This window comes from Mesorhizobium sp. AR02, from assembly GCF_024746835.1.
GTDB lineage: Bacteria > Pseudomonadota > Alphaproteobacteria > Rhizobiales > Rhizobiaceae > Mesorhizobium.
Genome location: NZ_CP080531.1, coordinates 512,969 through 527,713, shown reverse-complemented (window position 1 = coordinate 527,713; position 14,745 = coordinate 512,969). Strand labels below are relative to the sequence as shown.

General features: G+C 63.2%; 10 protein-coding genes. 5 read left to right on the top strand and 5 right to left on the bottom strand.

Annotation, left to right across the window (positions count from 1 at the left end; translation table 11 throughout):
• Positions 1-34: 34 nt before the first annotated feature.
• The 4 genes from DBIPINDM_RS07195 to DBIPINDM_RS07180 form a co-directional block, all read right to left on the bottom strand.
• A complete protein-coding gene (locus DBIPINDM_RS07195) occupies positions 35-322 on the bottom strand; it encodes a type II toxin-antitoxin system RelE/ParE family toxin (protein WP_258585083.1) in 288 nt (95 codons plus the stop codon).
• Entirely contained in the window at positions 315-575 is a 261-nt protein-coding gene (locus tag DBIPINDM_RS07190) for a ribbon-helix-helix domain-containing protein (RefSeq protein WP_416361773.1), read from the bottom strand. Before DBIPINDM_RS07190 ends, DBIPINDM_RS07195 begins: the two co-directional genes overlap by 8 nt.
• Before the next feature lie 123 nt (positions 576-698).
• Positions 699-2,753: a bifunctional aldolase/short-chain dehydrogenase gene (locus DBIPINDM_RS07185; protein WP_258585081.1), complete on the bottom strand. Its 2,055-nt coding sequence runs from the start codon at positions 2,751-2,753 to the stop codon at positions 699-701.
• Positions 2,754-2,839: 86 nt separating this feature from the next.
• Positions 2,840-3,805 carry a sugar-binding transcriptional regulator gene (locus DBIPINDM_RS07180; protein WP_258585080.1) on the bottom strand — a complete coding sequence of 322 codons (966 nt, stop codon included), beginning with the start codon at positions 3,803-3,805 and terminating at the stop codon, positions 2,840-2,842.
• A 202-nt stretch (positions 3,806-4,007) separates the two neighbouring features.
• Here DBIPINDM_RS07180 and DBIPINDM_RS07175 point away from each other — a divergent pair, with 202 nt between their 5' ends.
• The 5 genes from DBIPINDM_RS07175 to DBIPINDM_RS07155 all read left to right on the top strand — a co-directional run bounded on the left by DBIPINDM_RS07175 (position 4,008) and on the right by DBIPINDM_RS07155 (position 12,817).
• Positions 4,008-5,648 carry an acyl-CoA synthetase gene (locus DBIPINDM_RS07175; protein WP_258585079.1) on the top strand — a complete coding sequence of 547 codons (1,641 nt, stop codon included), beginning with the start codon at positions 4,008-4,010 and terminating at the stop codon, positions 5,646-5,648.
• Positions 5,649-6,082: 434 nt separating this feature from the next.
• On the top strand, positions 6,083-6,691 hold the full coding sequence (locus DBIPINDM_RS07170) for a TetR family transcriptional regulator (RefSeq protein ID WP_258585078.1): 609 nt from the start codon (positions 6,083-6,085) through the stop codon (positions 6,689-6,691).
• A gap of 54 nt (positions 6,692-6,745) precedes the next feature.
• Positions 6,746-7,888, top strand: coding sequence for an efflux RND transporter periplasmic adaptor subunit (locus tag DBIPINDM_RS07165; protein ID WP_258585077.1), 1,143 nt, complete (start codon positions 6,746-6,748; stop codon positions 7,886-7,888).
• 243 nt (positions 7,889-8,131) lie between these two features.
• Positions 8,132-11,272, top strand: a complete 3,141-nt coding sequence (locus DBIPINDM_RS07160) for an efflux RND transporter permease subunit (RefSeq protein ID WP_258585076.1) — start codon at positions 8,132-8,134, stop codon at positions 11,270-11,272.
• A 189-nt stretch (positions 11,273-11,461) separates the two neighbouring features.
• A complete protein-coding gene (locus DBIPINDM_RS07155) occupies positions 11,462-12,817 on the top strand; it encodes an LLM class flavin-dependent oxidoreductase (protein WP_258585075.1) in 1,356 nt (451 codons plus the stop codon).
• 52 nt (positions 12,818-12,869) lie between these two features.
• On the opposite strand, the gene DBIPINDM_RS07150 is transcribed toward DBIPINDM_RS07155, so the two are convergent.
• The gene (locus DBIPINDM_RS07150) at positions 12,870-14,579 is read right to left on the bottom strand and encodes an APC family permease (protein WP_258585074.1); all 1,710 of its coding nucleotides are present in this window, start codon (positions 14,577-14,579) and stop codon (positions 12,870-12,872) included.
• Between the last annotated feature and the right edge of the window lie 166 nt (positions 14,580-14,745).

Here is a 14,745-nt window from a genome sequence, read left to right as displayed (position 1 = left end):
GAGCCGCCCTTTTCATGTGGAGGCAGGCTCTCGCTTACAGCCAGTGTTCCGGATCGCGCATCCCGTGGACGACAGCCACAGCCAGGACGCCGTCCGGTTGCGGTTCGTAGATGACGATGTAGCGGCCTTCGATGAGCACGCGGGCTGTCGCGCTCAATTCCGGCCGGGCCGTGCCCATCTTGGGGTGGTGTGCCGCCAGGTCCAGCTTCTCAAAAATGCGCATCAGCAGCCTGTCCGCTGCCTTTTCATTGTCGATTGCTATGGTGTTCCAGATGTCCCGCAAATCCTGCGCGGCGCGCGGTGTGAGCCGATATCTAGCCACGGGCGCGGCGTTCTGCCTTCAGATTGCGTAGAAACTCGGCGGGTTCGACTTCCACCGGCTTGCCGCTGGCCATGCCGTCGGCATAGGCGCGTTTCAGGTGCTCGAGTTCAAGGGCGCGTAACTCCTCGCGCTGCTCCCACAGACGAAGAGCGTCGCGGACAATCTCGCTGTTGGAGGCATACGCTCCGCCTTCGATGGCGCTTTGCAGGCGAGCACTCTGCTTCGCGGTGAGCGAAATGGTTAGGGTGCGCATCGGTTCGGCTTTCATACCGATCCACTATCACACCTCACAAGAACTAACAATATTTGTTAGGTTTCCTGTATCTCATGCCATGATCCCCTGCCTTGCGGCAGGGGATCGCAAGGAAAGTTCTACCTACCGCAGCGCCGCCGCGATGTTGCCGCCGTCGACCGTCGTCACGTCGGCGGTGGTCCGTTCGGCCAGCGCATGATGCAGGAAGGCCTGCGCCACGTCCTGCGCCGTCACTTCCTGGCCGAGCAGATTGCCGGACATGTATTCCTTCTCGGAGACGCCGCGTGCGCCGGAGCGGCTGGCGATCATGGCGTCGGTCAAAATGCCGGAGCGGATGCGGTCGGCGTTGACGGCGTTCGAGCGGATGCCGTGGGCGCCGTAGTCGAGCGCGTATTGCCTGGACAGGAACAGCGTCGCCGCCTTCGGCACGCCATAGGCGCCGAATTTCGGACCCGGATTGACCGCCTGCTTGGAGGTGTTGAACAACAGCACACCGCCGGTGCCCTGTTCCAGCATGATGCGCACGGCGTTCTGCGCCACCGACTGATGGGCGAAGAAATTGAGCTCGAAACTCTTGCGCAGCAGCGCATCGTCGAGCTCGCCGATACGGCCTTCCCAGGCTGCGCCCGCATTGGAGACGAGAATATCGACCCCACCGAAGACGGCCACCGCTTTGTCGAAAGCGGCGCGTACCTGGGCCGGGTCGGTGATGTCGGCGCCGACGCCGATCGAATTGTTGCCTGCCTTCTTGGCGGCGTCAGCTGCTTTTTCAGCATCGAGATCGACGACGACCGCATGGGCGCCATTGTCGGCGAACAACTTCGCGGTTGCAGCACCAATCGCGCCGGCGCCGCCGGTGATCAGCACCACCTGGCCGGTCAGCGGCTTCGGCTTGTTGGAGGCAAGCTTGGCCTGCTCCAGCGACCAGTATTCGAGCGGGAACAGGTCAGCCTTGGACAGCGGATGGAACCGGCCGACCGCTTCGGCGCCGCGCACCGCCTCGATCCACATTTCGCCGACATCCGACGCGATCTTCGCATCCTTCAATGTGCGGCCATGGCCGAACATGCCGAGCCCCGGCACCAGCGTCAGCCGTGGCATCGGGTCGAGCATGGTGCGCTTGACGTCGTCGAGGGCGTCATTGGTCTCGAAATAGGCACGATAGTCCCGGGCGAAGGCATCGACATGGCTCTTGATCACGGCCTTGTAGTCGCCGGCCTTGTCGGTATCGGGCGCTGGCACCGCCATCGGCCCGGTCTTGATACGGATCGACAGGTCAGGTGTCGACACGCCGCGTCCGGCATAGTCGGCAATCCCTGCCGAATTGATGAAGTCGACGATCGCGTCGGAGGTGCGGAAGTCAGAGATCATGCGGTCGAAACGGCCTTCGCCGCGTGCCACCGCGACGGCACCGCGCAGCATCGGAGCGATGGAAGCCGGCGTTGAAAGCTTTTCCGGCAGCGCCACCTTTGCCGCCTGCGGCTTGGCATGCTTGGCCACATAATCCTCGGCAACATTCACATAGTGGATCATCCGGTCGTAGGCCTGTTTGGCATCGTGGCCGAAGGTGAAGATGCCGTGCTTGTCCAGGATCAGGCCTTCCACGGTCGGGTTGGCATCGAAGACATCGGCCGCCGCCTTGGCGAGGTCGAAGCCCGGCATGATGTAGGGAACGTAGCCCATCTTCTCGCCGAACACCGTCTTCACCAGCGGCTTCGAGTCTTCCTGGTCGACGATCGCCAGGATGGCGGTCGAATGGGTGTGGTCGACGAATTTGTGCGGCAGGAAGGCATGCAGCAGCGTCTCCACCGAAGGGTTGGGCGAGGATGGGTCGATCAGGTTCGCCCGCTGCAACGCCACCATGTCTTCGTCGGCGAGCTTGTCCAGCGCGCGCGCCTTGAGCAGCGCGCCCATCTTGACCGCCGGCAGGCCTTGCGGCTCGATGACCGCCATGTCCCAGCCGCTGCCCTTGACGCACAGCACGTCCCATTCGTCGCCGACGAGGTCGGTCGCCTTGATCTTGCAGGAGGTGTTGCCGCCGCCATGCAGGACCAGCTGCGGCACGCCACCCAGCAGCCGCGTCGTGTAGACGCGCAGCGCGAGATCGCGGCCGACGCCCTTCTTCGCATAGTCGGCAACGAGTTTCTCGGCCGCGTCGTCGTTCCACAAATTCTTCATGTTCGCTTCGTCCAGTTGCTGTCTTGGGTGGTGAAACAGGAATGCCGCGACGCCTTGATGACAATGCGCCGGCGAAGGGTTGCTTTTCAGGATGCTTTTTGTGGCGCCGCTCCGGCATGATCGAGCAGCCGCTGCGCCATATGCGCGCCGACCACCAGATGCGTGCAAAGCCCGCCGGCGAGTGCCGCCAGCAGCGGTTCGAACTTGCTGTCCTCCTGCACCACCATCAGCCGCCTGGCGATGGCGCGCAGCGAGGCAAGCTCGGCGGAGATCACCCGGCGGTTATAGCTGCAGTCGAGAACTTTACCTTCGGCATCGATGATCTGCCCGGCAATGACGCCTGCGGCTCCTCGGCTGCGCAGCTCCGCCATCTCTTCTGATGTCAGGGCGCCGCATTTGACCAGATGGCTGTCGGCATCGACCGCGCCGACCGAGTAGAGCGCCAGATCGCAGTTTCTGATTCCCGACAGCTGCTCACGGATCACCGGCTCGGCCCGCAGCGCGCGTGCCAGCTCTTCCGTCGACAGCACCAGCGGCGCGTAGAAGTTGAGGCCCTTGGCATTGAGCCGGCGCGCGATTTCCATCGTGCACTGGTCTGGCCGGTAGGAATAGGGTGCGCCGAGATTGCCACAGAGTTGCACCACCGTGACATCCTGCAGGTCGGCATAGGACATGATGTCGGCGATCGTGTAGACGGTGCGGCCCCAGGCGACGCCAATACGGTCGCCCTTCTTGACCAGTTCGAGAAAGACGCTCGCCGCCAGCACGGCGATATCAGTCGATGGGTCCGGGATATGGCCGTTCTCCGGCGCGATCCAGACTGCGTCGAGGCCCAGCGCGTCCTCGAGCTTGCGCGCCATCACGTCGTCGGTGAACAGCTGCGTCGAGGTCGAGATGTTGACGATGCCGGTCTCGCGCGCCTTGCGCAGATACATAGCCACCGAAGCACGGGAAATGTTAAGCTGGCTTGCGACCTGATCCTGCCGCAGACCATGCGCATAATAGAGCCAGGCGGCTTTGTGAATGAGCTGTTCTGCCGGTCGGATCGCCATGCCGCCTCCTCGGCTGACATTAGTCACGGCTCTCGACAAAAGTCAAATTTGGATGCGTGAGCGCGATCGCCTCTCGGCAAGACTCATTCAGGATCGCCATTCTACAAAGCCTGGATAGCATAGCATTTTCGGCCATTCAGGGGGATGGCCTGACGAGAGTCCTAAGGTTAGAAAGCTCGAAAAGGACTTTGGGGAGGACGGGATGGGCAATCCCTACGAACAGGATCTCGACAGGAACGCGGCCAACCACCAGCCGCTGACGCCGCTCACCTATCTGGAGCGCGCGGCAAAGACCTATCCCGACCATATCGCCATCATCCATGGCCGCCAGCGCCTCAGTTACCGTGATTTTTGGCGCCGCTCGCTGAAGCTCGCCTCGGCCTTGCAAAAGCGCGGCATCGGCAAGGGCGACACGGTCACCGTCATGCTGTCCAACACGCCGCCGATGCTGGAGGCGCATTTCGGCGTGCCGATGACCAAAGCGGTGCTGCATTCGCTCAACACCCGCCTCGATGCCGCGGTCATCGCGTTCCAACTCGACCATGCCGAAACCAGGGTGCTCATCGTCGACCGCGAATTCTCAGGCGTTGTCCGGCAGGCGCTCGATCTGGCCAAGGTCAAGCCGCTGGTCATCGACTACGACGATCCCGACTACGCCGCCGACGCGCCCTATCCGAAGGGCGAGCGGATCGGCACAGCGGACTATGAGGATTTTGTCGCCGGCGGTGACGAGGATTTCGCCTGGTCGATGCCTGACGACGAATGGGACGCCATCTCGCTCAACTACACCTCCGGCACGACAGGCAATCCGAAGGGCGTCGTCTACCACCATCGCGGTGCCGCCCTGATGGCCTACACCAACACCATCCATGCCGGCATGGCCAAGCACGCCGTCTATCTCTGGACGCTGCCGATGTTCCATTGCAATGGCTGGTGCTTTCCGTGGACGCTCGCCGTCCAGGCCGGCACCCATGTCTGCCTGCGCTGGGTGCGGCCGAAGCCGATCTACGACGCCATCGCCGACCATGGCGTCACTCATCTGTGCGGTGCGCCGGTCGTCATGTCGGTGCTGATCAACGCGAAGGACGAGGACAAGCGAACGTTCGCGCAGACCGTCACCTTCAACACCGCAGCCGCGCCGCCGCCCGAAGCCGTGCTGTCGGGCATGGCCGATGCCGGCTTTGCCGTCACCCATCTCTACGGCCTGACCGAGACCTATGGTCCGGCCGTGGTCAACGAATGGCACGGCGAATGGGACGGTCTCGCAAAGGGAGAGCGCAGCGCCAAGAAGGCAAGACAAGGCGTGCGCTACGCCGCGCTCGAAGGTCTGACCATCATGGACCCCGAGACGATGCAGACAACGCCGGCCGACGGCGAGACCATCGGCGAGGTCATGTTCCGCGGCAACATCGTCATGAAGGGCTATCTGAAAAACCGCAAGGCAAGTGACGAAGCCTTCGCCGGCGGCTGGTTCCACTCCGGCGATCTCGGCGTCATGCATCCCGACGGCTACATCCAGCTCAAGGACCGTTCCAAGGACATCATCATCTCGGGCGGCGAAAACATTTCCTCGATCGAGGTCGAGGATGCGCTCTACAAGCACCCGTCCGTCGCCTCTTGCGGCGTGGTGGCGCGCCATGACGACAAATGGGGCGAGGTGCCGGTTGCCTATGTCGAGTTGAAGCCGGGCAAGACCGCGACCGAGTCCGAGATCATCGAGCACTGCCGCGCGCTGCTGGCCCGCTTCAAAGTGCCGAAAGCGGTGATCTTCGCGGAGATACCGAAGACCTCGACGGGCAAGATCCAGAAATTCCGGCTGCGGGAAATGGCCAAGGTGGCGTGAGCGCACCGTCATTCTTGCTAGGCCTCGACAATTTGCCGCGGACCTGGGCGACTTCGTCATCCTAGGGTGGAGCAGTCGCGAAGCGACGTCGCGGAAACCCCAGGATCCATGCCCTGACCTGGCGGCCGTGCTCCAACGGCTCTCCGCAGGCTGCCGGCGTTGATCGGCATAACTCTTTGATCCGCCTCATTCTTCGGCGGGCGTCGCGGCATGGATCCTAGGGTCTGCGCTGCGTCGCTACGCTCCTTGCTCCGCCCTAGGATGACGAACTCATGGTGCCCGGTCGCCAATCGCGAGCGCCGGTTGTCGCACCCGCTCACTGTCACCATCTGTCACTATCTTGTACGCGTACGTCGATTTCGCGTTGACATCCCGTCTTCTTCAATTTACGACTGACGAAAATTGAAATTCGTCACTTGTCAAACGAAAGAGCCATGTCCGAAGCCGCCAACATAGTCGCCGATGCCGCCAGGCAGGAGAATGTGACGCGCATTCTCGACTGCGCCGAGCGCCTGTTCCGGCACTATGGCTACGGCAAGACCAATGTTGCCGACATTGCCCGCGAACTCGGCATGTCGCCGGCCAACATCTATCGTTTCTTTGCCTCCAAGGTCGAAATCCACCAGGCGGTCTGCGGCCGCATGCTCGGTGCCAGCTACAAGATGGCCTACGAGATCATGCACCTGCCGGTCAGCGCCGAGGAGCGGCTTCGTCGCTACATCCATGCGCAATACAAGATGACACTGGAGACCATGCTCGACGAGCAGAAGGTCCATGAGATGGTCGTCGTCGCGATGGAGCGGGACTGGAGCGTCATCGACAAGCACATCGACAGCATCCACGATCTCTTCGCCGAGGTCATCCGTGACGGCATCGAATCTGGTGAATTCAGGGAGCAGGACCCGGTGATTGCATCCCGCTGCTTCGGCGCCGCCACAATCATTCTTTGCCATCCGCAGATGGTGGCGCAGTGCCTCGCCAAGACCAACCGGGCGATGCCCGATGACCTTATCGATTATGCGATCAAGGCCCTGAAAAAATAGCCGCCGCCCGCCGGGCGCCGGTCGACAGTTCATCTCCAGTTCGGGAGTGCCAAGGTGTCTTTGTCCCATTCCATCATCCACCGGTTGCCGGTCGCGGGCTTGATCGTCGCGGCGCTCGCTCTTGTCGGTTGCAGCCAGGAGAAAGCCGAAGTCAAGGACATCATCCGCCCGGTCAAGGTCGTCGAGATCGCCCAGGCGCATGACGCCCGCATGCTCTCCTATTCCGGCTCGGTGCGTGCCCGCACCGAAAGCGCCCTGGCTTTCCGCGTCAACGGCAAGATCACCGAGCGTCTGGTCGATATCGGCCAGCATGTGGCGCCAGGTGATGTGCTCGCCCGCATCGATCCCACCGACTACGACCTCTCGGTCAAGAGCGCGCAGGCCGCACTCGATGCCGCCGAACGGCAGGTCGAGACAACAGAGCTTGCACGCAAGCGCGCCGAACAGCTTTTCGCCAAGAATTTTGCGCCGAAATCGCAGCTGGAGCAGGCAACGCTGACCTATGACCAGGCGGTCGCCACGCGCGACTCCGCCCGCTCGTCGCTCGACCAGGCCAAGAACCAGGTCGGCTATACCGATCTCAAGGCTGACAGGGACGGTATCGTCACGGCTGTCAACGCCGATGTCGGCCAGGTGGTCGGCTCCGGTACGCCGGTGGTCACCGTCGCGGTCGACGGCGAAAAGGAAGTGCTGATCGCGGTGCCGGAAATGGAGATCGCCGAATTCAAGCCGGGCAAATCAGTCAAGGCCGGGTTCTGGTCCGACAACACGCTGGCGCTCGACGGCAAGGTCCGCGAAGTCGCCGGCAGCGCCGATACGCAATCACGCACCTTTGCCGTCCGCGTCAGCCTGCCCAACGATCCGCGCGTGCTTCTCGGCATGACCGCCAATATCGAGGCGTCGGCGGCCAACGAAAAGCAGCTGGTTTCGATCCCGTTGAGCGCACTGGCGAAGCAAGACAGCCAGTCGATCGTCTGGACCGTCGATCGTGGCGCCGACACCGTTCATGCCCGCCCGGTCAAGGTCGCCGAGTTCGCCGCCGATGGCGTGCGTGTCACCGAAGGATTGAAGCCCGGCGACATCGTGGTCGCCGCCGGCACGCAGTTCATGACCGAGAATCTGAAGGTCAAGCTCGCCGGCGGCGTGGCGCAGCAATCCGCCTCCGCCGAGGGCGAAGACGCCAGCCAGCTGCGCTGACGACAGACAGGTCGGCCGCGCGTTCCCGCGGCCGCAGGTTTCCGGGCGGCGTGCGCCCGAAGGTCGAGACGTCAAGGCCGATGTACCCCCGCATCGATCTTCGCGTCCCACCGCGATGAGTGTCTCTCCACTCGGAAAGCCTCGCCGCCCGGAAGCCAGATCGAACGCAGATGATTTCGTTTCTCGCGCCGCGCTTCTTCGAAGCACCAGGCGCCGGCAACCAAGCAAAGTGGACCAGCACCGATGACGACCTCCACTGAAGAAAAGCGGCCTTTCAACCTGTCGCGCTGGGCCATCGGCCATCCCTCCATCGCGCGCTTCCTGTTCGGGCTGATCATCATCGCCGGTGCGCTTGGCCTGATGCGCATGGGCCAGAAGGAAGACCCGGATTTCACCTTCCGGGTCATGGTCGTACAGGCGATCTGGCCGGGCTCCTCGATCCAGGAGATGGAGGACCAGGTCGTCAACAAGATCGAGCGCAAGCTGCAGGAAACGCCGCATCTCGACTTCGTGCGCTCATTCACCCGCGCCGGCAGCGCCATCATCACCGTGCAGATCAAGGGCGACACCAACGCCGCCGAGGTGACGGACGCCTTCTATCAGGTGCGCAAGAAGGTCGGCGATATCCAAGGTGACCTGCCGCAAGGCCTGCTCGGCCCCTATTTCAACGACGAGTTCGGCGACACCTTCATCACGCTGCATTCGATCAGCGGCGACGGCTTCAGCTATCCCGAGCTGAAGAAATTCGCCATCCAGGCGCGCGACATGCTTTTGACGACGCCCGGCGTCGAGAAAGCGGTCATCATCGGCGACCAGCCGGAAAAACTCTATATCGACGTTTCATCCAAGGCGCTGGCCGAGCGCGGCCTGACGCTGACCGACCTGCAGAACGCGATCAAGGGCCAGAACAATGTCGATCCGGCCGGGTCCGTCGACACCGGCGTCAATTCGGTGCGCATCTCCGTCGAAGGCGACGTCACCAAGGCTGCCGACATCAGGGAACTGCGCCTGCGCGCCGGCGGCCAGGTCACCCGGCTTGGCGACATCGCCACCGTGACCTCGGGGCTCGAAGATCCCTTCCAGCGCAAATACCGTTTCAACGGTCATGACAGCGTGCAGCTTGGCGTCGTCATGGCCAAGGGTTTTAAAGTCACCGATGTCGGCAAGGACGTCGAGGCGACCTACAAGCGCTTCGAAGAGGCGCTGCCTTATGGCGTGTCGGTCGATCAGATCTCCGACCAGCCGGGCGTCGTCACGGATGCGGTGGCCGAATTCATGCATGCGCTCGGCGAGGCGCTGCTGATCGTGCTCGTCGTCTCGTTCCTGTCGATCGGCTGGCGTTCGGGCCTGGTCATCGCCATTGCCATTCCGCTGGTTCTGGCAGCCACCTTCGCCATCATGTACGAGCTCGGCATCGACCTGCAGCGCATTTCGCTCGGCGCCCTGATCATCGCGCTCGGCCTGCTCGTCGACGACGCCATGATCGTTGTCGAGATGATGGAGCGCAAGCTGGAGGAGGGGCTGGTCAAGATCGAGGCCGCGAGCTTCGCCTATACATCGACCGCTTTCCCGATGCTGACCGGCACACTGATCACCACCGCCGGCTTCATCCCGGTCGGCTTCGCTGCCTCGACGGCCGGCGAATATGTGCGCACTCTGTTTTATGTCGTCGGCATCGCGCTGATCGTGTCATGGTTCGTCGCGGTCTATTTCACGCCATGGCTCGGCAACATGATCCTCAAGCAGCGCAAGCATGCCGGCAGCCATCACGATGCCTTCGATACGCGCTTCTATCGCCGGCTTCGTTCGACCGTCGGCTGGGCGGTGCGCCATCGCATCATCGTTCTGGTCATGACGCTGGTAACCTTCGGTACCAGCCTGTGGGCGTTCCAGTTCATCCCGCAGAACTTCTTCCCGCAATCGTCACGTCCGGAAATCCTCGTCGATCTCTGGCTGCCGGAAGGCACCAGCATCAAGGAGGTCGAGGTGCAGGCCAAGGCGCTTGAAGCCAAGATGATGGACGACAAGGACAAGCGCTTCATCGCCACCTATATCGGCGAAGGCGCGCCGCGCTTCTTCCTGCCGCTCGATCAGCAGCTGCGCAACCCGAACTTCGCCCAGATGCTGGTGATGGCCAATGACGAGCCGGCGCGCGAGCGGCTGATCGTCAAGCTGCGTACCGTTCTGGCGCAGGATTTCCCCTCGATCCGCGCCAAGGTCGATCGCCTGTTCCTCGGACCGCCGACCGGCTGGCCGGTGCAGATGCGCGTCATGGGTCCGGATCGCCAGGAGGTGCGCCGCATCGCCGACCAGGTGAAGGCGAAATTCCGCGAGGATCCGCTGCTGGGCGCGGTGCATGACGATTGGCTCGAACCCGTGCCGGCAATGAAGCTGGTCATCGACCAGGACCGTGCCCGCGCGCTCGGCGTCACCTCGCAGCGCATCCGCCAGATGCTGCAGGCATCGATGTCCGGCGCGTCCCTCGACGATTTCCGTGACCGCGAGGAGACGGTGTCCATCGTCGCCCGCGAACCGGATGCCAGCCGCAGCCTGCTGTCCTCGGTCGACTCGGTCTATATCCCGACCGATTTCGGCGGCTTCGTGCCGCTGTCGCAGGTGGCCAAGGTGGTGCCGGTGCTCGAACAAGGCATCGAGTGGCGGCGCGACCGCCTGCCGACCATCAGCGTGCGGGCGACGCTGCCTGACGGCGTGCAGTCCAATGACGTCGTCACCAAGCTGTACAAGGACATGCAGGGCCTGCGCGACGGCCTGGCGCCCGGCTACAAGATCGAGATCCAGGGCGGTGCCGAGGATTCGGCCGAAAGCCAGGCGTCCATCGCCGCCAAGGCGCCGATCATGCTGGCCATCATCGTCGTGCTGCTGATGATCCAGCTGCAGAATTTCGGCAAGGCGATGCTGGTGCTGGCCACCGGTCCGCTCGGCATCATCGGTGCGGCTGCAGCATTGCTGATCAGCGGCGCGCCGTTCGGCTTCGTCGCCATCCTCGGCGTCATCGCGCTGCTCGGCATCATCATGCGCAACTCGATCATCCTGGTCGACCAGATCGACCAGGACATCGCCAGAGGCATGGAGCGCTCGGAGGCCATCATCGGCTCGGCTGTCCGGCGTTTCCGGCCGATCGTGCTGACGGCGATGACGGCGGTGCTGGCGCTGATCCCGATCTCGCGCGCCGTGTTCTGGGGGCCGCTCGCCTATGCCATGATGGGCGGCATCATGGTTGCCACCGTGCTGACCATCCTGGTGCTGCCGGCAGGCTACGCCCTCTTCTTCGGCCGTGAGCCGAAGAAGGTGGTGAATAGTGAGCAGGCGGCCGAGCCGGAGCTGCCCGCCGAGCGGCCGCAACTGGCCTTGGCCGCGGAATAGGGCGGTCTTATCGCATCATCCGCCGTCGGCGATGGCGGATGATGCCGTGTGACGGTCGGTCCGTCACGCCGATGAAAATGCTCTCCGGAGAGGATTCTGCAAAACAGAATTCCTTCCCAGGACCGCAAAGCGGTCCCATCCTGCGCTACACTGGAGCGGTAACGCTCGTCCTCATCAGGGTGTCTTCCCATGGCAGAAAAACGGCAATTGCGACTCGGCGCCTTCATGCGCCCGGTCAGCTTGCACACCGGCGCCTGGCGCTATCCCGGCGCCTATCCCGACGCCAACTTCAACTTCGCGCATCTGAAGCGCTTCGCGCAGACGCTGGAGGCGTCGAAGTTCGACGCCTTCTTCATGGCCGACCATCTGGCTGTGCTCAACATGCCGATCGAGGCGTTGCGGCGCAGCCACACGGTGACGTCGTTCGAGCCGTTCACGCTTTTGTCGGCGCTGGCCGCCGTCACCGACCATATCGGGCTGGTCGCCACCGCGTCGACCACCTTCGACGCGCCCTATCACATTGCCCGCCGCTTCGCGTCGCTTGACCATATCAGCGGCGGCCGCGCCGGCTGGAACATCGTCACCACGTCCAACCCGGATGCCGCGCTGAACTTCGGGCTGGACGAACATGTCGAGCATGACGAGCGCTATCACCGGGCGCGGGAATTTTACGATGTCGTGACCGGCCTGTGGGACAGTTTTGCCGACGATGCCTTCATCCGCGATGCTGAAAGCGGGCTCTATTTCGATCCCGCCAAATTGCACGTGCTGGACCATAAGGGCGAGCACCTCTCCGTGCGCGGCCCGCTCAACATTGCGCGGCCGGTGCAGGGCTGGCCGGTCATCGTCCAGGCTGGTGCCTCGGAGGCGGGGCGCCAGCTGGCCGCCGAGAGGGCCGAGGTGATTTTCGCTGCCCACGGTGATCTTGCCGCCGGGCAGCGCTTCTTCGCCGACGTCAAAGGCCGTGCACAAAAGCTCGGCCGCTCGCGCGACGACATCAAGATCCTGCCTGGCGCCTTCGTCATTGTCGGCGGCAGTGTCGAGGAAGCGCGGGCCAAGCGGGCGAAGCTCGACAGCCTGGTCTATTACGAGAGCGGCATTGCCTCGCTGTCGATCGCGCTTGGACATGACGCGTCGGCCTTTGATCCCGACGCCGCTCTGCCTGATATACCGGAAACCAATGCCTCGAAGAGCAGCCGCGAGCGCGTCATCGAGCTGGCCCGCAACGAAAATCTGACCGTGCGCCAGCTTGCCCAGCGGCTGGGCGGCTATTCCGGCCTCGCCTTCGTCGGCACGCCGCAAACCATCGCCGACGAGATGGAGGAATGGCTGGTCACTGAGGGGTCGGACGGCTTCAACATCATGTTTCCCTATCTGCCCGCCGGGCTCGATGATTTCGTCGAGAAGGTGGTGCCCGAGCTGCAGCGGCGCGGCATCTTCAGGCGGCAGTATGAGGGATCGACGCTGCGCGAGAATCTCGGCTTGAAGCGGCCGCCAAACCGGTTCTTCGAAGACCCGAAGGCGGCGGTCCGCAAGGCTGGCTGAAGAAAAGCATCGGGCGCGCCGAAGCGCGCCCGATGCCTGTTAAGTCGGCCTGTCAGATGACGAACAGCCAGTTGGCGATCAGCATCACCGCCACGCCGGCGACCAGCGTCAGATAGGGCAGCATGCCCGCTTTCTTGACCTTGAGATCGGCCGAACTCATGCCGAGATCGGCCAGCATGTGGTCGGGGAACTTGCCCTTGTCCTGGATGTAGTGGCGGAAGCAGAACACCGGGATGATCAGCGCTGCGGTGATCAGCCCGGCCCACAGCGCCATCGGGTTCCACACCTTGGCGCCGGCGCCCATGAAGATCGCATTGACATAGGCGAAGATCGCCCCGATGCCCAAGAGCCAGCTCGGCGCCTTCCATGGCCGCGCGATATGGCCGTTGTCGATGCGGTGGATCCAGCCGGCATTGAGGTTGAGGAAGTTGAAGATGATGTAGCCACAGTTCGACACGGCGAGGATAAAGAAGAAGCTCGTCGCGTCGGCCGAGGCGATCGCCAGCACGATCAGGTTGAAGCAGAGGTCGGTCCACATGGCCCGCGTCGGCGCGCCATGTTCGTTGACGTGGCTGAGATAGCGCGGCAGCCAGCCGTCGACCGAGCCCTGGTAGAGCGTGCGCGAGGAGCCGGCCATCGCTGTCATGATGCACAGCACCAGCGCCAGGATCATCAGCATCACCAAGAGGCTGTGGATGAGCTTGCCGCCGCCGACCATGCCGGCCAGCGCGTCGGCAACACCCGAGCCGTCGACGATCGGTGTCGCCAGCATGCCGTTGAGGCCCAGCACACCCTGGAAGGTGAAGGGCACCAGGATGAACAGGAGCATACAGAGCAGGCCAGAATAGAAGATGGCCTTGAAAGTGTCGGTGCCGGGGTTCTTGAATTCGGAGGTGTAGCAGACGGCCGTTTCGAAGCCGTAGGTCGACCAGGCGGCGATGAACATGCCGCCGAGCACCAGCGTCCAGCCAGCGATGTTCCAGGCGCCGGGGTCCGGCGCATAGGCGGCGGCCAGCGGCACCAGTGGCGAGAAATTGGCCCAGTTGATCTGCCCGGTGAAGATCGGCACGACGCCGACGATCAGCATCGGGATGATGACCAGCAGGCCGATATATTTCTGCACATTGGCGGTGCCGAGGATGCCGCGATGCTGGATCGAGAAGATGATCAACATCAGCACCGCGCCGATGAAGAAGGTCGCGTTGAGCGTGAAGGAGACCGGGCCCAGCGTATGGCTGTACAGCGTCCAGTTGCGGATGGCCGGTGTCGCGGCGGTCGTCACCGCAGCAATCGCGTCGGCGGGCGCCGTTCCGGCATGTGCCGCGATATAGGCGACGACTTCCGCCGAGGTCTCGGTGAACAGCGGCACCGGCGCCAGCGCGTTGAGGATATAGGCGGCGGCGATCGAACAGCCGAGCGACAGCACCGGCGACCAGGCGAACCAGTTGCACCACACCGACAGCGGCGCGATGAACTTGGAATAGCGCAGCCAGGCGGTGGCGCCGTAGATCGAGGCGCCGCCCGATTTGTTCGGGAACAGGCCGGCAATCTCGGCATAGGTGAAGGATTGCAGGAAACCCATGATCATGGACACCGTCCAGATCAGGAAGGCCAGCGTTCCGGTGGTACCGGCGATGCCGCCGATCGAAAACAGGACCAGCGCCGGAACGCCGCTCGCCACCCAGAAGGCGCCGCGCCAGTCGATATGCCTGAGCAGCTTGCTTTCGGCAGGCTGCTCGAGGGCCGTGCTTATGGTGCTCATGTCAGTGACTTCCCCTTTTCTAGTGTTCCCCGCCGGCGATGCCTCGACTTCGCGAAGCTTGCTCCCCGGCACATGACCGTACGACTCCGGTGTTTCCACTCAGTCGTATTTTTTTCTTAAGAGTGAAGATTGATCCGGCGCGCTTTCACGTCAAGCGTTTTGTGAC